Annotated in this window: 24 protein-coding genes; 11 read left to right on the forward strand and 13 right to left on the reverse strand. The window is 59.4% G+C overall.

Annotated features, from left to right (window positions below; genetic code table 11):
* Positions 1-35: 35 nt before the first annotated feature.
* Genes ACQZ6F_RS21475 through ACQZ6F_RS21490 form a run of 4 tightly spaced genes read right to left on the reverse strand, consistent with a single transcriptional unit; the run spans position 36 to position 3,801 of the window.
* Positions 36-1,094, reverse strand: a complete 1,059-nt coding sequence (locus ACQZ6F_RS21475; protein ID WP_449096071.1) for an ABC transporter ATP-binding protein — start codon at positions 1,092-1,094, stop codon at positions 36-38.
* 6 nt (positions 1,095-1,100) lie between these two features.
* Complete coding sequence (locus ACQZ6F_RS21480) at positions 1,101-1,889, reverse strand: ABC transporter permease (RefSeq protein WP_449096070.1); 789 nt, start codon at positions 1,887-1,889, stop codon at positions 1,101-1,103.
* A gap of 2 nt (positions 1,890-1,891) precedes the next feature.
* The gene (locus ACQZ6F_RS21485; RefSeq protein WP_449096069.1) at positions 1,892-2,716 is read right to left on the reverse strand and encodes an ABC transporter permease; all 825 of its coding nucleotides are present in this window, start codon (positions 2,714-2,716) and stop codon (positions 1,892-1,894) included.
* Between the two features lie 47 nt (positions 2,717-2,763).
* Positions 2,764-3,801 (reverse strand): ABC transporter substrate-binding protein, encoded by a 1,038-nt coding sequence (locus ACQZ6F_RS21490; RefSeq protein WP_077468719.1) that lies wholly within the window; start codon positions 3,799-3,801, stop codon positions 2,764-2,766.
* Between the two features lie 268 nt (positions 3,802-4,069).
* Between ACQZ6F_RS21490 and ACQZ6F_RS21495 the strand changes: the two genes are divergently transcribed.
* From ACQZ6F_RS21495 to ACQZ6F_RS21515, 5 genes are all read left to right on the forward strand, one after another.
* Entirely contained in the window at positions 4,070-5,947 is a 1,878-nt protein-coding gene (locus ACQZ6F_RS21495; protein ID WP_449096068.1) for an adenine deaminase, read from the forward strand.
* A gap of 208 nt (positions 5,948-6,155) precedes the next feature.
* Positions 6,156-6,989 carry a sugar phosphate isomerase/epimerase family protein gene (locus tag ACQZ6F_RS21500; RefSeq protein ID WP_449096067.1) on the forward strand — a complete coding sequence of 278 codons (834 nt, stop codon included), beginning with the start codon at positions 6,156-6,158 and terminating at the stop codon, positions 6,987-6,989.
* A 346-nt stretch (positions 6,990-7,335) separates the two neighbouring features.
* Positions 7,336-8,124 (forward strand): EAL domain-containing protein, encoded by a 789-nt coding sequence (locus ACQZ6F_RS21505; RefSeq protein WP_077468307.1) that lies wholly within the window; start codon positions 7,336-7,338, stop codon positions 8,122-8,124.
* A gap of 103 nt (positions 8,125-8,227) precedes the next feature.
* Positions 8,228-8,818 carry a helix-turn-helix domain-containing protein gene (locus tag ACQZ6F_RS21510; protein WP_449096066.1) on the forward strand — a complete coding sequence of 197 codons (591 nt, stop codon included), beginning with the start codon at positions 8,228-8,230 and terminating at the stop codon, positions 8,816-8,818.
* A gap of 169 nt (positions 8,819-8,987) precedes the next feature.
* On the forward strand, positions 8,988-9,437 hold the full coding sequence (locus tag ACQZ6F_RS21515; protein WP_068401106.1) for a Ros/MucR family transcriptional regulator: 450 nt from the start codon (positions 8,988-8,990) through the stop codon (positions 9,435-9,437).
* 209 nt (positions 9,438-9,646) lie between these two features.
* Here the strand turns inward: ACQZ6F_RS21515 and ACQZ6F_RS21520 are convergent, their stop codons facing one another.
* Positions 9,647-11,254: an inorganic phosphate transporter gene (locus ACQZ6F_RS21520; protein WP_449096065.1), complete on the reverse strand. Its 1,608-nt coding sequence runs from the start codon at positions 11,252-11,254 to the stop codon at positions 9,647-9,649.
* 262 nt (positions 11,255-11,516) lie between these two features.
* Here ACQZ6F_RS21520 and ACQZ6F_RS21525 point away from each other — a divergent pair, with 262 nt between their 5' ends.
* Entirely contained in the window at positions 11,517-11,837 is a 321-nt protein-coding gene (locus ACQZ6F_RS21525) for a GCG_CRPN prefix-to-repeats domain-containing protein (RefSeq protein ID WP_449096064.1), read from the forward strand.
* Between the two features lie 36 nt (positions 11,838-11,873).
* Here the strand turns inward: ACQZ6F_RS21525 and ACQZ6F_RS21530 are convergent, their stop codons facing one another.
* The 3 genes from ACQZ6F_RS21530 to ACQZ6F_RS21540 all read right to left on the reverse strand — a co-directional run bounded on the left by ACQZ6F_RS21530 (position 11,874) and on the right by ACQZ6F_RS21540 (position 13,497).
* Positions 11,874-12,443, reverse strand: a complete 570-nt coding sequence (locus tag ACQZ6F_RS21530) for a hypothetical protein (RefSeq protein WP_449096063.1) — start codon at positions 12,441-12,443, stop codon at positions 11,874-11,876.
* An 88-nt stretch (positions 12,444-12,531) separates the two neighbouring features.
* A complete protein-coding gene (locus tag ACQZ6F_RS21535) occupies positions 12,532-13,275 on the reverse strand; it encodes a CbtA family protein (RefSeq protein WP_449096062.1) in 744 nt (247 codons plus the stop codon).
* Positions 13,276-13,287: 12 nt separating this feature from the next.
* Complete coding sequence (locus ACQZ6F_RS21540) at positions 13,288-13,497, reverse strand: CbtB domain-containing protein (RefSeq protein ID WP_449096061.1); 210 nt, start codon at positions 13,495-13,497, stop codon at positions 13,288-13,290.
* Positions 13,498-13,727: 230 nt separating this feature from the next.
* Between ACQZ6F_RS21540 and ACQZ6F_RS21545 the strand changes: the two genes are divergently transcribed.
* A complete protein-coding gene (locus tag ACQZ6F_RS21545) occupies positions 13,728-14,288 on the forward strand; it encodes a histidine phosphatase family protein (RefSeq protein ID WP_449096060.1) in 561 nt (186 codons plus the stop codon).
* A 68-nt stretch (positions 14,289-14,356) separates the two neighbouring features.
* On the opposite strand, the gene ACQZ6F_RS21550 is transcribed toward ACQZ6F_RS21545, so the two are convergent.
* Positions 14,357-15,121, reverse strand: coding sequence for an SURF1 family protein (locus ACQZ6F_RS21550; RefSeq protein ID WP_449096059.1), 765 nt, complete (start codon positions 15,119-15,121; stop codon positions 14,357-14,359).
* Between ACQZ6F_RS21550 and ACQZ6F_RS21555 the strand changes: the two genes are divergently transcribed.
* The gene (locus ACQZ6F_RS21555; RefSeq protein WP_449096058.1) at positions 15,120-15,293 is read left to right on the forward strand and encodes a hypothetical protein; all 174 of its coding nucleotides are present in this window, start codon (positions 15,120-15,122) and stop codon (positions 15,291-15,293) included. The genes ACQZ6F_RS21550 and ACQZ6F_RS21555 overlap by 2 nt on opposite strands.
* A gap of 18 nt (positions 15,294-15,311) precedes the next feature.
* Here the strand turns inward: ACQZ6F_RS21555 and cyoD are convergent, their stop codons facing one another.
* Genes cyoD through cyoA form a run of 4 tightly spaced genes read right to left on the reverse strand, consistent with a single transcriptional unit; the run spans position 15,312 to position 19,531 of the window.
* A complete protein-coding gene (gene cyoD / locus ACQZ6F_RS21560; RefSeq protein WP_449096057.1) occupies positions 15,312-15,716 on the reverse strand; it encodes a cytochrome o ubiquinol oxidase subunit IV in 405 nt (134 codons plus the stop codon).
* On the reverse strand, positions 15,713-16,342 hold the full coding sequence (gene cyoC, locus ACQZ6F_RS21565) for a cytochrome o ubiquinol oxidase subunit III (protein ID WP_449096056.1): 630 nt from the start codon (positions 16,340-16,342) through the stop codon (positions 15,713-15,715). Before cyoC ends, cyoD begins: the two co-directional genes overlap by 4 nt.
* Positions 16,343-16,347: 5 nt before the next feature.
* Positions 16,348-18,351: a cytochrome o ubiquinol oxidase subunit I gene (gene cyoB, locus ACQZ6F_RS21570; RefSeq protein WP_077468318.1), complete on the reverse strand. Its 2,004-nt coding sequence runs from the start codon at positions 18,349-18,351 to the stop codon at positions 16,348-16,350.
* 46 nt (positions 18,352-18,397) lie between these two features.
* Positions 18,398-19,531 carry a ubiquinol oxidase subunit II gene (gene cyoA / locus ACQZ6F_RS21575; RefSeq protein WP_077468319.1) on the reverse strand — a complete coding sequence of 378 codons (1,134 nt, stop codon included), beginning with the start codon at positions 19,529-19,531 and terminating at the stop codon, positions 18,398-18,400.
* A gap of 392 nt (positions 19,532-19,923) precedes the next feature.
* On the opposite strand from cyoA, the gene ACQZ6F_RS21580 reads away from it, so the two are divergent.
* The 3 genes from ACQZ6F_RS21580 to ACQZ6F_RS21590 all read left to right on the forward strand — a co-directional run bounded on the left by ACQZ6F_RS21580 (position 19,924) and on the right by ACQZ6F_RS21590 (position 22,608).
* Positions 19,924-21,261: an MFS transporter gene (locus tag ACQZ6F_RS21580; RefSeq protein ID WP_068401081.1), complete on the forward strand. Its 1,338-nt coding sequence runs from the start codon at positions 19,924-19,926 to the stop codon at positions 21,259-21,261.
* A gap of 75 nt (positions 21,262-21,336) precedes the next feature.
* Positions 21,337-21,465, forward strand: coding sequence for a hypothetical protein (locus ACQZ6F_RS21585; RefSeq protein WP_281406622.1), 129 nt, complete (start codon positions 21,337-21,339; stop codon positions 21,463-21,465).
* A gap of 126 nt (positions 21,466-21,591) precedes the next feature.
* Positions 21,592-22,608: an iron ABC transporter substrate-binding protein gene (locus ACQZ6F_RS21590; protein WP_449096055.1), complete on the forward strand. Its 1,017-nt coding sequence runs from the start codon at positions 21,592-21,594 to the stop codon at positions 22,606-22,608.
* Positions 22,609-22,639 lie beyond the last annotated feature (31 nt).

The following is a 22,639-nucleotide window of genomic DNA, read 5'->3' on the forward strand; positions in this document are numbered from 1 at the left end:
AGGAGTTAACACTCGGGACCACCCAGTTCGCCCGCCTACCGCTCCGGATTAAGAATGCAGCACTGTTCGGGCACAGGCACGAGCGTCGCCGCACTACCTGCGGCCAGCGGCTCGGACAATGCGCCATTGGCAACAAAATCGCCCGCCGGCGTTGTGCATTGATATTGATAGGCGCGGCCGAGATAGGTTCTCATTCCGAGGGTCGCCGGCAATCCATTGCCCTCCTGCTGCACGGAAAGCCCGTCGGCGCGGCAGCCGAGGATGAAATCATCGGGGATCGGTCCGAAATCATCCTGCGAAAGCGTGATCTTTGCACCGCCTGCACCCTCTGCCGTCACAAGGGCGCCATCGCGCGCGACCACTTGCAATGGCAGCAGGTTTTCGAAGCCGACGAAACGGGCAACGAAGGCATTGGCCGGTTTGCGGTAGAGGACTTCCGGCGTATCGAGCTGCATGATGCGACCTGCATTCATGATGGCGACCCGATCCGAGATCGAGAAGGCTTCTTCCTGATCGTGCGTGACATAGAGCGATGTCGTGCCGTTGGCGCGCTGCAGCTGGCGGATCTCGACGCGCATATCAATCCTGAGCTTGGCGTCGAGATTGGACAGCGGTTCGTCGAACATCAGAAGCGGCGGCTCAATGACGAGTGCACGCGCCAATGCGACGCGCTGTTTCTGTCCGCCGGAGAGTGCGGAGGGTAACCGGTCGCCGAGGCCTGAGAGGCCGACGCGCTCCAGCATGGCTGCAGCCTTCTGTCGGCGTTCCTGCGTTGCGATGCGGCGCTGCTTCAGGCCGAAGGCGACGTTCTCCAGCACCGTCAGATGCGGAAACAGCGCATAGTTCTGGAACACGAGGCCGATATCGCGGGCATGTGCGGGAAGCGTGGTCAGATCGCGTTCGCCGAGCTTGATGGCGCCGCTCGTCGGTTGCAGGAAGCCCGCGACGAGCCGCAGCGTCGTCGTCTTGCCGCAGCCGCTGGAGCCGAGCAGCGACACCAGCTCGCCGGCTGCGACCGACAGCGAAAGGTCTTGCAGAACAGCCGTCTTGCCGTAATGGGCGCTGATGGATTGGATGGTAAGCGATACGGTCACGGGCGGCTACTTTGTCAGGAAGGTGAGGCCCAGGGTGGCTTCGACGACCGCCATGACGGCGACGGTCACGAGCATCAAGAGCACGGAGACCGAGGCGATGGTCGGGTCGAAGAACTGCTCCATATGGGCGAGGATCTGGATGGGAAGGGTGGAGATGCCGGGGCCGGTCAGGAAGACCGAGACGGAGACATCGTTGATGGAGGTGATGAAGGCGAGAATGAAGGCCGCGATGACGCCGGCGCGGATATTCGGCAGCACCACCGTCAGGAAGGTTTTGAGCGGCGGGCAGCCGAGGCTGATAGCGGCTTCCTCGATCGAGAAATCGAAGCTCGCAAGGCTGGCGCTGACAACGCGCACCGAATAGGGCAGTACCAGCAGCGCATGGCCGATCAACAGGCTCGGAAAGATCGGCAGCCCGAGGCCGATGGTGATCGATTTCATCAGCGAGAAGCCGAAGACGATTTCCGGAACGAGGATCGGAAGAACGAAAAGCGTCGAAAGCCAGCTCGGCAGCTCGACCCTGTAGCGGCTGATCGCATAGGCGGCGGGAACGCCAAGCAGCAGCGAGAGCCCAGTTCCAAGGAAGGCTAGTTCGAAACTGGTGATTGCCGTCGTGCGAAAGGCCTCGATCGCAAAGATGTTCGAGAACCAGTGCAGTGTCAGGCCCTGCGGCGGGAAGGTGAGATAAGTCGTGTCGCTGAAGGCCGCGCCGATGATGATGACGAGCGGCGCCAGCAGAAACAGGAAGATGAGACCCGTGAAAGCGATGAGTGCGGGATGAACAGATTTCGCCATGATCACACCGCCATCGGGTTCAGTCGCCGCGCGATGCGGCTCATGATCGCGACAATGCCGATCGTCACGACCACCATGATGGCGGCGATCGTCGATGCCCCTACCCAGTCGAAGGTGACCATGGCGCGCTGATAGAGGAAGGTACCCATCATCATCTGCTTTTCACCGCCAAGCAGCTGCGGCGTGGCGTATGAGGTGAAGCTGCCGGTAAAGACCAGCACGGCGCCGACGATAAGGCCGGGCGTGGCAAGCGGCAGGATCACCTGCCGGAAGGTCGCAGCCGGCGTTGCACCAAGCGAATTCGCCGCCTGGATCAGGTCCTGCGGTATGCCCTCGAGCACGCCGACGAGGGTGAGGATCATCAGTGGCACGAAAAGATAGACCATCGCGACGATCACCGAACCCTCGGTATAGAGCATCGACAGAGGCTCGCTGATGACGCCGACCGAAAGCAGCATGCTGTTGAGAATACCGTTCTTGCCGAGAATGATCAGCCAGGCGAAGGAGCGGACGACGACGCCGGTCAGCAGCGGAAAGACGGCGGCAATAATCATCGCGCTTTTCAGGCGGCCCGGCATCTGCGCGATCACATAGGCGGCGATGAAGCCGATGATGAGGGAGATGGCCGTTGTCACCAGGGCGATCTCGATTGTCCTGAAGAGCACCGTGCGGCGAAAGCCGCTGGTGAAGAAGGCGACATAAGGAGAAAACACACCCTTGGCTTCGCCGAATGTCGCAGCGATCGTGATGATCACCGGAACGAGCAGGAAGAGGACCACGGCGATAATCGCCGGCGCCGTCAAACCCCATTTTGCAAGATGCTTCATCAGACGAATTCCGTGGGAATACCGCAGGATCGCCGCGGCATGCCCTGTTACATGCCGAAGATTTCGTTCCAGCGATCGACCCAGTCAGACTGCGCGTCGATCAGCTTTTCATAATCGATGCGGTTGAGTTTGGCGATCATCTCGGCGCCATAAGTCCAGAGCTTCGCTTTTTCCGGCGGCAGCAGGACCTTGGTCGAAACGGCCGCATCGACGCCCTGTTCGGCTTCCGCCTGCTGCACGTCCTTCGACAGGATGAAGTTGATGAACTGATGCGCAAGCTCGACGTTTTCCGAGCCCTTCGGAATATTGACTGTATTGAGGACGGCGATATCGCCCTCCTTCAGATTGGCCCAGGTCATCGTTGGAACGGCAGCGCGCAAGGATGTCAGAACAAAGTCCTGCGTTATCGCCACCTTGGCTTCGCCTGTCGAGATCAGGTTTACCAGCTCGGAGCCGGTATTGTAGTTCTTGACCACGCTCGGCTTCAGCGTCTCGATGGCTTCGAAGGTCTTGTCGGCATCGGTATAGGGATCGACGCCGGCATGCTTGCCGGCTTCAAGCACTGTCAGCGGCCCGCCTGTGGTCGTGATGCCGGGAAGCGAAACAGCCCCCTTCAGATCGTCGCGCCAGAGATCATTCCAGGAGGTAATCGGCGGGTTCACCTTCGCGGTATCGTAGACGATTCCCACGCGGCCGATTGTGTAAGCGGGACCGTAATTGCCCTGCGGCGCCTTGGCGATGTCGTAGAGATCGGCAATGTTCGGGATCTTGCTGCGGTCGATCTCCTGAAAGAGGCCCTGCTGGATGCCGGCCTGCGAATAGCTATCGGTGAGGTAGATGACGTCGACACCCTTACCCCCGCGCAGCTTCAGCTTGTTGAGCCGGTCGGCATTGTTGCCGGTTTCGAAGACAACGTCGCAGCCGCAGATCTTCTTGAAGGGCTCGATGATATTGGCCTGCATCTTCTCGCCATTGTAGCCCCACCATGAAACGGTCAGGGTCTTTGCCTGGGCGAAGGCTGGCAAAGCGGCGGTCGCAGCTAGAACGGCGAAACCCGCGACGTGGGCGAAAGAGAGGCCCTTCATGATCGAAATCCTTTGGTCAATAAAATCAGCCATATGCTTCAAGCTTGCAGGATACTATTTTTCGAGCATCCGCTTTACAAGCCCAACAATTGGGCAGGGGTGAGTTTTTCGATGTCACGCCCGGCAATCCACATATTCCGGCGCGCATCATGGCTGGAAATGCAACCCATTGAGATGGTTTGGTTTCCCGCATCCGAGCCAAGTCGCTTTACACGGTGGACCGCCATCTTTACCCTCGGCCGATCGAATTTCCGCAGGCATCTTTCTCATGACATCTCCAACGAAAAATCTCCCCGACGATCTGCTTGTCAACGCGGCAGACGAGGTGTTGATCCGCCAGGATCTCACTCTGACGGCGCTCGGTCGCCGTCCGGCCGACCGGCTGCTGCGTGTCGGCCGGTTGCTCGATGTACATAGCCGCACCTGGCTCGATGATCAGGAGATCGTCATCAAGGGCAGGCGCGTCGCCTATGTCGGTCCGGCTGGCAGCTACCAGGGCGAGGTTGGCGAGCGCATTCACGAGCCAAATCTTGCAGCCGTTCCCGGCTTCGGCGAGGCGCACAAGCACATCGAAAGCTCGCACCTGACGCCGGAATGGGAAGCTGCTTTGGTCATGCCGCACGGTGTCACCTGGGTCTGCGAGGCGAGCCACGAGTTTTCCAATGTCAACGGCGCTCGCAATCTCGAATTCTGGCTGGAGGCACGCCGCCGCGGCTCGCCGATGAAGATCTTCCCTCTGCCGGGCTCGGCCGTGCCGCCGACCGCCTATGAATGGGGCGGCGGCCATTTCGGCTATGACGAGCAGAAGGCCTTTCTCGGCGAAAGCCTGATGGTTGCCGGTCTCGACGAGGTGATGGATTGGCCCTCGGTCAGCAATCCGGACAATCCCGCCTATGATCGCCTCTGGGGCATGATCCGCGCCACCTTCGAGCAGCGTGGCGTTGTCGAGGGGCATGGCGCGGGCCTGCGTGATCTGGCCTCGATCAATGCGTTTGCCGGCGCGGGCCTCGCCTCCGATCACGAAGGCTGGTTCCTCGATGAAATCTGGGAAAAGCTGACGCATGGCCTGTTCATCGAGCTTCGGCCGCACTCCCTGCCCGAAGTCATCCAGGGGCTGATGGAAAAGGGCCTGTCCGACTGGTCGCAGATCGCTTTCGTCACGGACGATCGCAGCGCTTCCGATACGCTGAAAATCGGAGCGACTGATCACAATGTCCGGTTAGCGATCGAAAATGGATTGGCTCCTGAGATCGCCATTCAATGCGTGACGATCAACCCGGCGCGGCATATGCGGCTCACGCCCTGGGTTGGCTCGATCGCGCCCGGCCGCTTCGCCGATATCGTGCTTCTGGACGATGTTGCGACGCTGTCGATCGCCAAGGTCTGGGCCGATGGCAGGCCGGCTTCCGAAGGCAAGTCTTTCGTCGGCGTCCGCCCCGAGATTGATTGGCCGGATTGGGCGACGAAGACGGTCCGGATCGACAGAGTTGTGACGCCAGAAGATTTCCGTATCGCTGCGCCCTCGGATGCGGCGACGGCGAAGGCGGCGCTGCTGCGACCATTCCACTGGGCCGATGATTTCATCACCATGGATCTGCCGGTTATTGGCGGTGCTGTGCAGCGCGACCCGGATCGCAACGTCACTAAATTCGCAATCGTCGACCGTTTTTCCGGCGACGCCAGGGTCGCCAAGATGTTCTGGCTTGGCACCGGCCCACGCACGCCGCATACAGCACTTGGCGCCACGCTCGGCCATGACAAGCACAATATCTGGGTCGTCGGTTCCTCGGACGAAGCCATGGCGATGGTCGCCAATGCACTCAACGAACAGCAGGGCGGCTGGGTGCTGGTATCGGGCGGCAAGGTCGTCGCTCGCGTCCGCTACGAAGTCGGCGGCCTGATGACGGCACGATCGGCGCAAGAGTTGGATGCGGAGATGCAGCTGCTTTACAAGGCCGGCGCCGATATCGACTGGATGTATGAGCCGACATTTTCGCCGCGCTGGTGGCCGGGCTTCCCCGAGCGCCTTTCCTTCGCGACACTGACCTGCGCACCCTGGCGCTGGGTTCTTGTGGCTCCATCGGAAAGGGCTCCGGAGGGCTTCGTCAATGTTGCGACCGGAGAGACGCATCCCATCGTCTGGTGAGGGATAGCTGTAGGCCCTTTTTGGATATCCTGCACTGATCCTGCGATGAAGGTCAGTCGCGATCTATCGGTTAAAGGGTGTCGGCTCTTGACGGCCGAGTGCTGCTTCGTAATTATCCGTTTGGTTACTTATGTCGTGCAGCTGGAGAGGGCACACCCTGTCCGGCGGCTCTTGGTCGACATTAAAAAATCTGGCGGAGGAGGGCGTAGTGGTTGCCGTTGACAATAATGTGCCGCGGATAAAGCTGGCATTTTCGACGCTGGGATGCGCGGATCTTGAATTGGATGAGGCTCTCGCCCTGGCAGCCCATCACGGGCTCGCCGCCATCGAAATTCGCGCCCTTGGCGGTACGATCGATCTGGTCAGCTATTTCATCGAGAGGTTCGGTTCGCCGTCAGGTCTCGCCCGAGCGCTGGCAGCGTCGCCAGTAAAGGTTTGCGCCTTCAATACTTCGCTGCGCATTGTCGGCGCGACATCTCAGGCCAAGGAAGAGTTTTTGCGCTATCTTCCCTGGGCGGAAGCCGCGGGCATCAAGTCTCTGCGGGTTTTTGACGGCGGCGAGAGCGGTGATGCCGGAGAGTTGGCTGAGGCACTGGAGACGTTGCAATGGTGGCGTGAAACGGCCAGGCGAGAAGGATTCGGCGCCGAGATGGTCGTCGAGACGCATGATTGCCTCGTGAGGCTCGATCCTATCGCACGTTTCCTGGAGGCTGCCCCTGATTGTGCATTGCTCTGGGACACCCATCACACATGGCGCAAGGGTGGTCACGATCTCCTGGAGACCTGGAAACTGGTCCGCAACAACACCCGGCATCTTCATGTGAAGGACAGTATCTCGCAGCCGGGACCGAAGCTGCCCTATAGCTATGTATTGCCTGGTAGTGGGGAGTTTCCCATGGCCGCGCTGCGTTCCGCGCTTGCCGCCGATGGTTATGCCGGCGTCATGAGTCTCGAATGGGAGAAGCTGTGGCACGCCGAATTGCCGTCCCTGGATTTGGCCCTTCAAGCAGCGCGGCAGAACAGATGGTGGCCTCATGAGTGAAGTCGGTAATGACAGATGAGACTTGTTAATGTTTTAGTTGAATTAGATATAACAAAAAACGCGTAGAGATTGACTTTTGCAGTGAGATGCTAATTAGTGTATTAGCAATAGATAAAAAGCACCATCGGTGTGGCGGCGCCGAATAGACTTTGGTCTCTGGTGTAATATTTCCGGCTCGGTGCAGAGGACCTCGATGATATGAGGTTTAAGGGTGTCTGGAAGATGGAAGACGCGGATTTACAGCGCCAGAAATCTCATGTTTCGAAGCGGATCGCGCCGCTTTCAATCACCCCTGCTTGTTTTCAAAACTTTGCCCATGGTCGTTCCCCCGACGAGGGGAGGTTCGATGAACGGTAATGCTCATCGCAACGAGGAAGGTCATAAGGCCCTGATTTTAAAGGCTATCGCCGAGGGTGGCCTGGGCTTTGCTGCCCAATGGGTTCACGACGCGGTGAATGCCGAACAGGTATTGTATGCCGAAAGCCTGGCGCGTGTGACGGAATCGGACGGGACCGTGCATGGCGCCGGTACCTTTGTGTCGCTGCTTGAACGGCAGGATCGCTGGTTCGCGCTCGACCTGCGTATTCTCGATATGGTGTTGTCCGCGCTTGCGGCGGACGAAACACTCGTCCTCGGCTGCAACCTGTCCGTCTCCAGCCTGTCCCACCCGGATCGATTCGCCGATATTTTCGCCCGAATCACTCATCAGCCGGAGCTCTCTTCTCGCCTTATCGTGGAGGTCACCGAAACATATCCCCTGGTTGGCACCGCCATCGAGCGGGTGAAGATGATCCGTTCGCTCGGCTGTCGCATCGCCATCGACGATTTCGGCTCGGGCTTCGCCACGCCGGCATCGCTGCTGCAAATCACCAGCGATATCGTCAAGATCGATGCGGCTTTTCTCAGGGACAACAGGCGTGGTCGCGATGGGCGAGACAGCCTTTCGCATCTCGTCGGATTTGCTGCCTGCTTTGCCCCTTTTGTCGTCGTCGAAGGCATCGAGACGGAATCTCAGCTCGAAGCAGCCCGTGCGGCTGGTGCGACCCACGTCCAGGGTTTCCTCTTGTCTCGACCGGTATCGCTGCCGCAGCTGTGCCGGCGGAACGGCAAGGCCGGACTGAGGGGGGTGGGATGAGCGTTCATGCAATCGTCTCGCGATCCCAGAAGGTCGCAACCCCGATGGTTGATATGAGGAAGGCCAGTGCCGATCGTTCGGCGCTGTCCGCATCGGTGTCGCCATGATGAGGAAATCGCTTCCCGATTCGGATTATCAGGTCTCGGTTGTCCGGGAGACGCCCAACCTGAAGGCAAGGGCATTGTTGACTGGTCTTACGGGCCGTCTCCGAGGCAGGCTTCATTCGGTAGACCGGACCCTGTCGGTGATATTTGGCGGTGATGCCTCGCCGCATGTTCTCATTCGTCATCAATCGGCCGAGATCGCGGGGCGCGTGACGATCGATGCCGAAAGCGGGCTTTATGTCTTCTGCGAATTTGGCGACTGCCACACGGACATCGTCATAGCCACGGCGAGTGAGGAGCGATTGATCGAAGAGATCGCTCTCCACCTTTGTGGCGATTATCCGGGGCAGCGAACGGTCGATGCGGCCGTCGATATCCTCGTCGGTCAGACTATCGAGGATGTCGAGCGCAAGCTCATTCTTCAAACGCTTCATCATTGCGAAGGAGATCCGACACATACGGCATTCATGCTCGGTATGCCGCTCGTCGCCCTCTGTAACAGGCTGGCAGTTTATTTTGCGGACCCTGCCAGCGAGCAGCCGCAAGCTGCCGCGGATGCAGGGCTCGAGGCGAGAGGCTACAGGCTATGATCGCGGACGCACCTGGTGCGAACGCATTCTACCTCGGCAATTGTGCCGGGGATCAGGCGCCAGCAAAATGGCGTCACTTGAAACGGCGGGACGTTCGGCAACGGACGTCGCGCTTTATACGATCGGGCGAGGCGGCGCACGAGGAACCTACGAGATCCGGGAAAAGATCATGGATTCTTTCAGCGAGAGACAAAAACCTACGCCCCCGCAGATGCATTCATTGTTCGATGGTTGTGTGAAAATCGTTTCGGCCTATGTCAGTCACAATGCGATTCCGGTCGTCAGCCTTCCCAGGTTGATCAAGGACGTGCACGACGCGTTGCATGCGTTGGATGCACCGGCACCCGCCGTCGAGCGGGCCAATCTTGTGCCGGCGGTGGATTTGAAGAAATCGGTAACGAGCGATTACATCGTTTGCCTCGAAGACGGCAAACGCTTCAAAACGCTGAAGCGTCATCTGCGTGTGCATTACGGGCTGACGCCAGAGGAATATCGACAAAAATGGGGATTGGCCCCCAACTACCCGATGGTTGCGCAGAATTATGCAAACCGGCGTTCCGAGCTGGCAAAGCTGTCCGGCCTGGGCGCCAATGGCAGCAGGAGAGAAATCGCTCGCTAGAGCGCTTTCGGAAGGTCGTTGCGGTGGTTGAATGACGCAACCGCCGCAGCGGCTGTGCCGAAGGATTTCGGGGTAACTCTGAGAGCCGTTACGGCGATGAGCGGCGGCATGTAACCGTGATATTCAATGGAAATGGCGCCCGCGAGGGGCGCCATTGTGCTTTGGGGATATTTTCAGGCAAAGGCTGGAATATCCAGCCGGTATGCCGATCAGAAAACCTGGCGCAGGATGATGAACAGCACAAAAGCGAGCGCTATCGACGCCGGCAGCGTCAATATCCACGCCATCAGCATGTTGCGCACCGTCGACCACTGCAGGCCCGAGCCATTTGCCGCCATCGTCCCGGCGACGCCGGACGAGAGGACGTGGGTGGTGGAAACCGGCAAGCCGAGATGGTCGGCCGCACCGATCGTCAGCATGGCGACGACTTCGGCGGCAGCGCCTTGGCCATAGGTCAGATGCGTCTTGCCGATCTTTTCGCCGACGGTAACGACGATGCGCTTCCAGCCGACCATGGTGCCGAGGCCGAGCGCCAGCGCCACAGCGACCTTGACCCAGAGCGGAATGAACTTCGTCGCGTTGTCGACGGCAGCGTGATACTGCGTCACCGCCTTCAGGTCGTCGGCGCTCATCGGCAACAGCTTCTGCTTGTCGATCAGCTTCAACGCTTCGCCGATGAGGTAGATGTCGTTGCGAACGTTGCTGACAAGACCGTTCGGCAGCTTCTCTACCGAAGGATACGAGGCGATTTCGACGCCGGTGGCGTGAATATAGGCTTGGAGTGCCGGTGTCGTGGCATCCGTCCAGCTCTTGTTCTTCACCGCGTCGCTGACGGCGGCTTTCGGATCGGCGGGGGTGGCGACGCCGGGCTTCACATATTTGCCCAGCACCGTCTCGACCTGTGTCGAAGCGGCCTTGTAAGCCTCGAGATAGTTGATGTCAGGCGTGCGGTTCAGCGCGAAGGCGGTCGGTACCAGGCCGATGAGGATGAGCATGATAAGGCCCATGCCCTTCTGTCCATCGTTCGAGCCATGGGCGAAGCTGACACCGGTGCAGGTGAAGATCAACAGGCAGCGGATCCACAGCGGTGGCGGTGCATTGCCTTTCGGAGCCTCATAAAGCGCCTTGTTGCGGATCAGTACCTTGGCAACCAGCAGCAATATGGCTGCGAGGCCGAAACCGATGATCGGCGACAGCAGCAGCGACATGCCGACGCTGCTTGCCTGCGACCAGTCGACACCGCTGGTGGCGGAGCCGGCCGGCGCCAGGAACTGATTGGCGAGACCGACACCGATAATGGAGCCGACAAGCGTATGCGAGCTCGATGCCGGCAGGCCCAGATACCAGGTGCCGAGGTTCCATATGATGGCGGCGGTCAGAAGGGCGAACACCATGGCAAGGCCCGAGCCGGAGCCGACCTGAAGGATCAGTTCGACCGGCAAGAGCGCCAGGATGCCGAAGGCAACCGCGCCGGAAGAGGTTAGAACGCCAAGGAAATTGAAGAAGCCGGACCAGATGACGGCAAATTCGGCCGGCAGCGAACGGGTGTAGATGACGGTTGCCACGGCGTTGGCCGTATCGTGGAAGCCGTTGACGAATTCAAAACCCAGCGCGATCAGGAGAGCAAGACCGAGCAGAATCCACGGAACCGCCGCAGCCTCGGCAAGTTCGCTGCCGAGCGCATAGCCGACATAGGCCAGGCCACCGAGCACGACGACACCGAAGAGCGGCAAGAACCATTTTGCCGAGCCGCTGGCCCCGTGAATTGGGTGATTGGTATTGCCACCCTCTGAACTGTTGGAAGCGAGGTCGACCATCCCAAACTCCTTTATGGCAAACGATATCTTTGGTGTAAGCCTCGTTCATGAAACTCTCGTGACGCGCGAGGGAGGTCGAATATCCTTTGCTGGCAGGCAGAATCGGGGCGTGAAGGATTGACGCCGACAGCTTCTGGTCGAGTTAGCTGTCTCGAAACCAATCTTGTTTCTGCCGCCAAATGGCCTTTTTCGGTTCAGCCAGCGTTCATGCGGCGGGGCTTTAAATCCGGCTTGTAAGGGACTTGGTTAGAGGACCACCAAAATGAGATCGTCCGTTTTTGCCATCGCTGCTTTGCTTGGTGGCCTGGCTGTATCTTCGGCAGAAGCAATGCCTATACCCGCTGTCGGGACAACGGCGGCGGTGCCGGTTGTGAAAGTTGACTATGCCTGCGGTCGTGGCTGGCATGTGACCCGCTGGGGTGAGTGCCGCCCGAACAGATGGGGACCGCCGCCACCGCGCTATGGCTGGGGTGGAGGATATCATAGACCGCCGCCGTGGGGCTGGCACGGTCATCGTGATGGCTGGCGTGGTGACGGCGGCTGGCGCAGCGATCGCTGGCGTGATCGCCATCGCGACTGGTAAGATGAAAGACACCGCCGCGTAGAGCGGCGGTGTTTTTTATGGGCGAGGTTCGGTCCGCAAAGCCCGTGCCGTCAGCCATAGTCCGGCGCCGATCGCCAGAAGGGCCGACAGGAGTGCCAGGAGACTTTGGGCATGACGGACGATGTCGGCTAACTTTGGCCGGATCAGATCGGCCGTATTGAAATTTTCGCTGCTGAACTGGCAGAGAACGAGCGACAGATTGTTGCGCACGAGCGCGGCATCGATCTCTGAAGCGAGATCATCTACCGGGGCCGCATCGCTTTTCATCGTCCGCATCTTCAGCAACACCGCCTTGGCGGCGGCGAGATAGGCGTGCGAGCATTCGTTGAACGGGCTTTCCTCGTCGCTCACGCTGCCAGGCATCATGCCCCAGAGACAATAGGCACGCTGGATCTGCGTGAAATTCAGCAGTCGGCGAAAGGTCTCGTCGGTATCGGACACATCCTCGGCAATCGCAATGATCCGCCCGTAATAGGGTGCGATCACGGCCATTTCACCATGTGTGAGGCTTGGTATCGGGATGCCGGCCTGGCTCCCGGAAGAACCTCCATGAGCCGAAACCAGCGTCGGCCAGCTCGAGAACATGAGACAGAGGACTGCGAGCAAGACGCCGCTTCGCAGTCGGCGTTTCCCGCGCACGCTGGCGTGCGCGGGATGCGATAGATATGCCATTTCAGGCGCGGCGCAGCGTCGCGTTGCTGCGATAGCGCGTCTGCGGCAACTCGCGTTCCGCCCAGGCGCCGAAGCCAAGAGCGAGCGTCGTCCACAGGATGACATGCATGCCAAGCGAGGTGACGCGGAACCGCCAGAGCACGACCGCCGAGAACTGTTCTGGCACTTCGTTGACAGATGGAAGCAGGTACTGGATCAGCGCGATGAAGACGATGTAGCCGATGCCGCCGATGATCGTCCCGTTCCATGATCCGTAGCGCGCCGCCAGCCGGCGGCCGAGCCCGATGGCAACGATCATGCCGACGATCGAGGCGACGATCATGATGAAGAACAGTTCCGTTCTGGCGCCGATCGTGTCGGGATTGCCGACTGCCGGCGGATTTGCCGGATACTTGATATCAGGAACGAGCGAAATCGTCACGAAAGCGGCGATTGCGAGCAAGACTGCGGTGCCGCGTGCGCCGAGGGGGCTGATGCGGCCGTAGACGAAGGAGAAAACCAGCGCGAACAACCCGCCGATCGCCGTCGAATAGACCATGATGCCGGTGAAGAGACCGAAGCCAGCCTGGGTGGCGCGGCTGACGATTTCCGGTTCTGCGGCTTCTCCAGCTGCCTGGGCAGTTTTTTCTTCAAAGCCGATTGCCCAATCAACCAGCGGTTCGCCGAAGGTGTGGGCGAAAGCGAAAACGAGAATACCAGCGAGCGCCCCCACGATCATGCCGCGGAGCAAAAGACGTCCAACCATGTGCCTGATCCCTTAGTGGCAGGGGAAACCGAGGAGATGGCGGCCGTCATGCACGAATTCATGCACATACATGCCTGAAATCAGCGAGGCCGCGCCTTCTTCTGCGCCGACGAAATAGATCGCGAGCAGCATCAGCAGGCCGGCAAAAATAGCCCAGGGCAGGATTTGGCCGAGCGGGATCGGCTGCGGGATCGCGGTAGGGGCGAAAGCGGTATCGGACATTGTATTTCCCTCTAGAAGAAAAGCGCGTTCCATTTGCGGAAGGGTTTTGCGGGAAGGGTCTGGCTCTCTGGGGGCGGTATCCGCCCGTCGATTACAGTGGCGCGACCGCGCCGGGATTACACCGGCTTCCACACCCGCAAGTGCAAGTTTATAACTGTCGGCAAATATGGTTGTCAATCAACCGCCATCGTGATGCGAAATCGCGACAATCAATGGAGATATCGGCTGTCATGAAGGCGCGTTTGAGCTGGATTTGCCATGGTCCGACCGAGGCCAATCGGAAAGGCTGCTTCCCGGACGATGAGCCGCTGGAGGATAAGGCGGCGCAGCGGACCGGATTGGCCAAGCTTGGAACGATTGATCGGATGTGGACGAGCCCGGCACTGCGCGCGCGCCAGACGGCTGCCATCCTTGGCTCTGACGCCATCCTGGATGCCGCCTTGCGCGAGTGTGACTATGGCGACTGGAGTGGAAAGTCGCTTGCCGAGCTTCACGCAAGCGACCCGCAATCCCTGGAACTATGGATGACTGATTTGGACGCAGCGCCGCATGGCGGCGAATCGCTATCGTCAGTCATGCTGCGCATCGGCGAATGGATGGGACATCATCTTCACGATGCCGGTCATACCGTCGTCGTCACCCATGCGAGCGTTATCCGCGCTGCCGTGCTGCATGTGCTGCAGGCGCCGCCCACGGCATTCTGGACGATCGACGTTGAGCCATTCGGCCTTGTCGAGATGACGAGCGATGGCCGGCGCTGGCAGCTCCGATTTCCGAAGATGATTCGATAGAGCAAGTCCAGGAAAAGTGCGAAGCGGTTTTCCGTGCGGAATTGCGGCAAAACAAAAACATGCACGGGTCAGTCGACCGCAATTGCCCGCCGCCGCTCGAAATAGACAAGGAATACTGCAAGGCCGAGCGTCATGGCCGCCAGCCCGTACCAGGTGATGGCGTAGACCAAATGGCTGTTGTGGAAGACGATCTGCGTCAGCCCGCCCACCGGCAGGCCGCCTGGATTTTTCGTGTCGTCGGCGTCGATGAAGTAGGGCGCGACATTCTGCAGGCCGCGGACATCGGCGATTGCCGTGACATCCCGTGAATACCAGCGTTCTTCCGCAGGCACGTTGGAACGCATCAATGTGCCCTTGGGCTCGTTGATGCGCAGTAGGCCGGTCACCGTCGTCTCGCCGCCGATCTGGCCTTCAGGTCGCGTCGTCGGCTGGCGTTTATCGGTGGCAACGAAGCCGCGATTGATGATGACGGTCGTCCCGTCAGCCTGCTTCAAGGGCGTCAGCACCCAATAACCGGGGCCAAGTTCGGTCGAGGCATAGACCTGCGTTTCCTTGTCATTGAGGAAAGTGCCCTTTGCCTGCACGTGCTTGTATTCGGAATTTTCGGCATTGATAGCAGCCCATTGCGCCGGGCCAGGTGCCGCAACCGCCGGCGCATGCACACGGGAATCGACTTTGGCGATCAGATCCAGCTTCCAATGCAGCCGTTGCACCTGCCAGGTGCCAAGTCCGATGAGAAGAACGGTCAGGAGCAGAAGCAGCGCCAGCCAGATGGCAAGGCCAAGCATCGAGCGTGATTTGCCGATAGATGTCTTCGAGGAAATGTCGGTCATGGCGCAGGTCTCCGGGGACGCGCTGCCGCATGATTTCGGGAGGTGGGAAATAGCCTTCGCGGAAGATCATGCGTTGTCTGGAAAAATCGGCTGCGATCTCGGGCATTCCCGAAAACATTTAGCGCAGCATCCGGTCGATATCATCGCCGGCAAGAGGGTGGGCCTTCGCTGAAAGGCCCACCGCTCGATCTTATGGCATGTTGCGCATCATATCGGGCGACATGGGCATCATGTTCGCATTGAGATGATGCATGACCCAGAGCGAGCCGGAAAGCGCGATGATGACGAGCACGATGGTGAAGATCAGCGCCATCATGTTCCAGCCGCCTTCCGAGCGGGTATTCATGTGCAGGAAGTAGATCATGTGGACGACGATCTGGATCGCACCGAGGATCATGACGATCGCGCCGGTGATGGCCGGATCGGAGAACACCTTGCCCATGACCAGCCAGAAGGGAATGGCGGTCAGGATGACGGAGAGAATGAACCCCGTCATGTAGCTCTTGTAGGTGCCGTGAGAAGCCTCATGGCCGCCATGGTGGTGGTCATGGCCGTGGGCGTCGCCGGAATGCGAATGGTTTGCGTTCGAGCTCATCCGAGAACTCCCATGAGGTAGACGAGGGAAAACACGCCGATCCAGACGACGTCGAGGAAGTGCCAGAACATCGAAAGGCACATCAGGCGGCGCTTGTTTTCCGCGATGAGGCCATAGCGGCCAACCTGCGTCATCAGCGTGATCAGCCAGACGATACCGACGGTGACGTGCAGACCGTGCGTGCCGACCAGCGTGAAGAAGGCCGAGAGGAACGCGCTGCGCTGCGGACCGGCGCCGTCGAGGATCAGGTGATAGAACTCATAGAGTTCGAAGAAGATGAAGATGGCGCCGAAGATGCCGGTAATCGTCAGCCACATCAGCGTGCCCGACTTGTTATCCTTCTCCATCGCCAGCATGGCGAAGCCATAGGTGATGGAGGAAAGAAGCAGCATCGCCGTGTTGACGGCGACCAGCGGCAGCTCGAATAGGTCGGCCGGGGAAGGGCCGGCCGCGTAGTTATGGCCGAGTACGGCATAGGTGGCGAAGAGGACTGCGAAGATCAGGCAGTCGCTCATGATGTAGATCCAGAAGCCCAGCATGGTGCTGCCTTCCGGATGATGTTCCTCCGTCAGATAGAAAGCGGGTGTTTCGCCGTCCATGGGAGCCTTTGCAGTGTGGGTCGTCATAGGTCTTACACCTGTCCTGCGAGCTGCTTCGTACGCTCGTTCTCGGTCTTCACCACCTCCTCGGCGGGAATGTGGTAGTCGCGCTTGTAGTTGAAGGTATGGCCGATCGTAATGACAAGCATCGCGACGAAGGTGATGGCGGCAAGCCACCAGATGTACCAGATCATCCCGAATGCGAAGGCGATCGAGAGAGCGCCGAGGATGACGCCCGTGCCGGTATTCTTCGGCATGTGGATCGGGATGAAGCCTTCGGTCGGCCGGACATAGCCACGAGCCTTCATGTCATACCAGGCATCGTGATCGTAGACGATCGGCGTGAAGGCGAAGTTGTAGGCCGGCGGCGGTGACGAGGTCGACCATTCCAGCGTACGGCCGTTCCAGGGGTCGCCCGTGTGGTCGCGAAGCTCTTCGCGCTTCATGAAGCTGACGGCGATCTGGATGAGGAAGCAGGCGATGCCGATGGCGATCAGGCCGGCGCCGAAGGCGGCGATGATGAACCAGATCTGCAGAGACGGATCGTCGAACTGGCTGACGCGGCGGGTAACGCCCATCAGGCCGAGGATATAGAGCGGCATGAAGGCGAACCAGAAGCCGATCTGCCAGAACCAGAAGCTCATCTTGCCCCAGAAAGGATCGAGCTTGAAGCCGAAGGCCTTCGGGAACCAGTAGTTGACGCCTGCAAACATGCCGAAGAGCACGCCGCCGATGATCACGTTATGGAAGTGGGCGATCAGGAAAAGCGAGTTGTGCAGCACGAAGTCGGCCGGCGGAATTGCCAGCATGACGCCGGTCATGCCGCCGATGGTGAAGGTCACCATGAAGCCGACGGTCCACAGCATCGGTACTTCGTAGCGGATGCGGCCGTGATACATCGTGAACAGCCAGTTGAACAGCTTCGCTCCTGTCGGGATCGAGATGATCATCGTGGTGATGCCGAAGAAGGAATTGACGCTGGCGCCCGAGCCCATCGTGAAGAAGTGGTGCAGCCAGACGAGGTAGGAGAGGATCATGATCACGCAGGTGGCGTAAACCATCGAGGCGTAACCGAAGAGACGCTTGCCGCTGAAGGTGGCGACCACTTCCGAGAACACGCCGAAGGCCGGCAGGATCAGGATGTAGACTTCCGGGTGGCCCCAGATCCAGATGAGGTTGACATACATCATCGGGTTGCCGCCGAGGTCGTTCGTGAAGAAGTTCGTGCCGGCGTAGCGATCGAGGGTGAGCAGTGCGAGCGTTGCGGTCAGGATCGGGAAGGACGCAACGATCAGGATGTTGGTGCAGAGCGACGTCCAGGTGAACACCGGCATCTTCATGAAGGTCATGCCCGGCGCGCGCATCTTGACGATGGTGGCGACCAGGTTGATGCCCGAGAGCGTCGTTCCGATACCCGCGACTTGCAGGCCCCAGATGTAATAATCGACGCCGACATCGGGGCTGTAGGCGATGCCGGAGAGCGGCGGATAGGCCAGCCAGCCGGTCTTCGCGAATTCGCCGATGAAGAGCGAGATCATGATCACGATCGCGCCTGCCGTCGTCATCCAGAACGAAAAATTGTTCAGGAAGGGGAAGGACACGTCGCGGGCGCCGATCTGCAGCGGCACGACCAGGTTCATCAGACCGGTGACGAAGGGCATCGCCACGAAGAAGATCATGATGACGCCGTGGGCGGTGAAGATCTGGTCGTAGTGATGCGGTGGCAGGAAGCCTTCAGAACCGTTGAAGGCAAATGCCTGCTGCATGCGCATCAGCAACGCGTCGGAAAAGCCGCGCAGCAGCATGATGAGCGCCAGCACGACATACATGATGCCGATCTTCTTGTGATCGATGCTGGTGAACCATTCTGTCCAGAGATAGCCCCAGAGGCGGAAATAGGTCAGCAGGCCGAGAAGGGCGATGCCGCCGATCGCGACGCCGATGAAGGTCACGACGAGGATCGGCTCGTGGTACGGGATCGAGTCGAGCGTCAGCCGGCCGAAGATGAATTTATAGAGGTCCGGGTTGGAAAACATGGATTGCCTCTGTCCTTATAAATGTCTTGTTACTAAGCGCACCGGATCAATGACCCTGGTGCTGCGCCGAACCGGTCGACGAATCGGAAGAAGAGCCGTTGCCCATATCCATGCCTTGCATGGACATGCCCTGCATCGAGTTGTCTCCGTGCTGCATGGAATGGTCGGCGCCGCCATCGGCCTTGACAGGCGTGGCGTGGAGCGGGCTGCCATCGCGGTTGTCGTAGATCAGACGCTCGCGGTTTTCCTGGCTTTCCTTGCCGCCGCCACCCTTGGCGTCGATATGCATCATTTCGCTCATGCACATCTTGCTCGGGTCGGCGCACATGTTGAGGATGGCATTGTAGAGACCATCGTCGACGGCATTGAAGTACTGTACCGGGTTGCGTTCGCTCGGCTTGGCAAGCGCCAGATATTCGGGGCGGCCAAGTGCGGTGCCCTGGCTCTTGGCCTTCTGGACCCACTGATCGAAATCAGCCTGATTGAGGCCATGGAACTTGAAGCGCATGTTCGAGAAGCCGGCGCCGCTGTAGTTGGCGGACAGGCCCTGGAATTCGCCGGGATGATTGATGACGGCGTGCAGCTTCGTCTCCATGCCCGGCATGGCGTAGATCTGGCCGGCCAGTGCCGGCACGAAGAAGGAGTTCATGACCGCCGAAGCCGTGATCTTAAAGTTGATCGGCCGGTCGACCGGGGCAGCCATCTCGTTGACGGTGGCGATGCCGTAATCCGGATAGAAGAAGAGCCATTTCCAGTCGAGTGCGACCACTTCGACGGTCAGCGGCTTGACGTCGGCGCTGAGCGGCTTGTCGGCTGCGATCCGGTCGAGCGGACGGTAGGGGTCGAGCTGATGGGTGCTGATCCAGGTCACCGCGCCGAGCGCGATGATGATGGCAAGCGGAGCGGACCAGATGACCAGCTCCAGACGTGTCGAATGATGCCACTCCGGCTCGTAGGTCGCCTGCGTGTTGGACTGCCGGTATTTCCAGGCAAAATACAGCGTCAGGAAGATCACGGGGATGATAATGATCAGCATCAGCACGACCGAGATAATGATCAGGTCTCGCTGCTGCATGGCGATATCGCCGGAGGGAGCCATCACAACGAAATTGCAACCGGAGAGCAGCAAAAACAGTGGGATGACGGATAAACGGCTGAAAATCTTCGCTAGTCTTAGCACGTCTTAAAGCTCTTTTTGTTTCGACCCTACCGCGACTAAAGGACGGCGGTCATGAACGATATGAGGTGTTTCGTCGCACCGCAGCAAGTGCGAGTGCAATGCGGTATGGAATGCGGTCCCACCTATCGGGAAAACCTGCTGAAATCCAGAAGGTTTTCCATCGATCATTCGCTTTTGTCGTGGCTAATATACCTGGATCGGAACAAATAACCATCGGTCGCCTTTTCCCATATTCAGATGACAGGGCGACAAAGCCGGATAAGGGCGGGTTTGATGGCTAATTTGCGAATTATTTCATGCGCGACACTTGATATGTTCGCACGTTTGATAAACATTTTGATTATGCGTGAATTCGTGGAGGAATTCGCGCTTGGAGAGGGAGGCTCCCATACATGGTCAGCGTGACACATGAAACTTTAAACCCCACATCTTCAACACTCGAAAGTGATGCTCGCAGCATGCATGCTGGCGGCTCTGTCGCTCCCGGCAACATCGCCATCGGCGTGATCATCGGTCGCACCTCCGAATTTTTCGATTTCTTCACCTATGCCATCGCATCGGTGCTGGTTTTCCCGAAATTGATGTTTCCTTTCGCGGACCCGCTGCACGGCACGCTGCTTTCCTTCCTCGTGTTTGCACTCGCCTTCGTCGCCCGGCCGATCGGTTCGTTCATCTTCATGGCGATCGATCGTCGATATGGGCGTGGCGTCAAGCTCACCATAGCGCTGTTCCTGCTTGGCGGCTCGACGGCCGCGATGAGCTTCCTGCCGGGTTATTCTGAGGTCGGCGCCTATGCGATCATCCTGCTCGCGCTCTTCCGCATAGGTCAGGGCCTTGCGCTCGGCGGCGCCTGGGACGGCCTGGCTTCGCTTCTCGCTCTCAATGCTCCGACGAACCATCGTGGCTGGTATGCGATGATCCCGCAGCTCGGCGCGCCGATCGGCTTCATGCTCGCAAGCGCACTGTTTGCCTATTTCGCCACGAGCCTGACGACAGCCGACTTCCTTGATTGGGGCTGGCGCTATCCGTTCTTCTGCGCCTTCATGGTCAACGTCGTGGCGCTGTTCGCCCGGCTTCGCCTTGTCGCCACGCCGGAATTCGGTGCGCTGCTGGAACGCCACGAGCTGGAGCCGGTCAAGATGACCGAACTGCTGCGTGTCCATGGTCGCGACGTGCTGATCGGTGCCTTCGTGCCGCTTGCAAGCTTTGCAACCTTCCATCTGGTCACCGTCTTCCCGCTGAGCTGGGTGACGCTGTACAGCGAGCAGACTCCCGGCTCGTTCCTTCTGATGGAATTCGTCGGCGCCATCTGTGGCATTGTCGCCATCATCTGTTCCGGTCTCATTGCCGACCGGATCGGTCGCCGCAATCAGCTCGCCCTCGGCGCGGTGCTGATCGCCTGCTTTGCCTTCATCGCGCCGTGGCTGCTCGATGGCGGAGTGACTGGCCGTCATATCTATGTCGTCCTCGGCTTCACGCTGCTCGGCCTCTCCTTCGGCCAGGCGGCAGGTGCCAGTGCCTCGCGCTTCAGCCGCAACTATCGTTACAGCGGCTCGGCCCTGACCTCGGATCTGTCCTGGCTCATCGGTGCCGGCTTTGCGCCCTTCGTGGCGTTGAGCCTCTCCAGCCAGTTCGGCCTCGTCTATACCAGCCTCTATCTGCTGTCGGGCGTCGTCTGCACGCTGGTCGCGATCTTCTTCAGCAAGACGCTGGAGACGAAGGACACCTGATCCCGATTTTCGGATTGGCAAAGGGCCGTAGCGTGTGAACGCCGCGGCCCTTTTTCATTCAAGTCGGATGCGTGAATGAGCCAGGCGATCAGCGGTCCAGCCACCACATTCGGCAATCCCACCAACATCATGACCGGACCGCAGCCGCCCGCTCGGGCACGCCAGCTGCGCCCGGCTTCGGCCCGCAAAAGGCGTGACGGTTAAATCTTGACTCCATTCTCAAACTTTTGTGATAAGCAGGGACTGAGCGTAAACTTGAAAAAAACGGTCAGGAAAAATATACGCTATCGCATCGCTGCCGGGGGTAGCGACTTTCAAGCGAGAGGACCTATGGCTTTTTCCTTTTCTCATCTCACCAGCATGCTGGCACTGGCGGCAGGTCTTGCCGTTGCTCCAATGATCGCGAACGCCGCCGAATCCGAAGGGATCGTGGTCTACAATGCCCAGCACGAGACGCTGACGCAGGCATGGGCGGATGGCTTCACCAAGGAAACCGGCATCAAGGTCACGATCCGCAATGGTAGCGACATGCAGTTCGCCAACCAGATCATTCAGGAAGGCGCTGCTTCCCCCGCAGACGTTTATCTGACCGAGAATTCACCCGGCATGACGCTGGTCGATTCGAACAAGCTTTTCGCTCCGGTCGATGCCGCGACGCTCGCGCAGGTGCCGGGCACCTTCAAGTCGGCCGATGGCAACTGGGTCGGCGTTGCCGCCCGCTCGACGGTCTTCGCCTATGACAAGACTAAGTTGAAGGAAGCTGATCTGCCGAAGTCGCTGCTCGATCTGGCCGATCCGAAGTGGAAGGGCCGTTGGGGTGCTTCGCCGGCCGGCGCCGATTTCCAGGCGATCGTCAGCGCGTTTCTGGAGCTGAAGGGCGAAGACGCCACCCGTTCCTGGCTGAAGGCAATGAAGACAAATGCCAGCTTCTACAAGGGCAACAGCGTTGCCATGAAGGCTGTCAATGCGGGCGAGATCGAAGGCGCGGTGATCTACCACTATTACTGGTTCGGCGATCAGGCCAAGACCGGCGAGAACAGCAAGAACGTTCTTCTGCACTATTTCAAGAACCAGGATCCGGGCGCATTCGTCAGCATCTCCGGCGGTGCGGTTCTGGCCTCCAGCCAGCACCAGAAGGAAGCTCAGGCATTCCTCAAGTGGATCACCGGCAAGAGCGGTCAGGCCGTTCTGCGCGACGGCGACTCCTATGAATATGCCGTCGGCACCGGCGACGCATCCAATCCGAAGCTGGTGCCGATCAAGGACCTGCAGGCACCAAAGGTCGAGCCTTCCAAGCTGAACAGCAAGAAGGTAACCGATCTTATGACCGAAGCCGGCCTTATCTAAGCTGAAGGCCCGGACGGAAACGCGTTTGAGC

It is taken from the genome of Rhizobium sp. A22-96 (assembly GCF_053521805.1).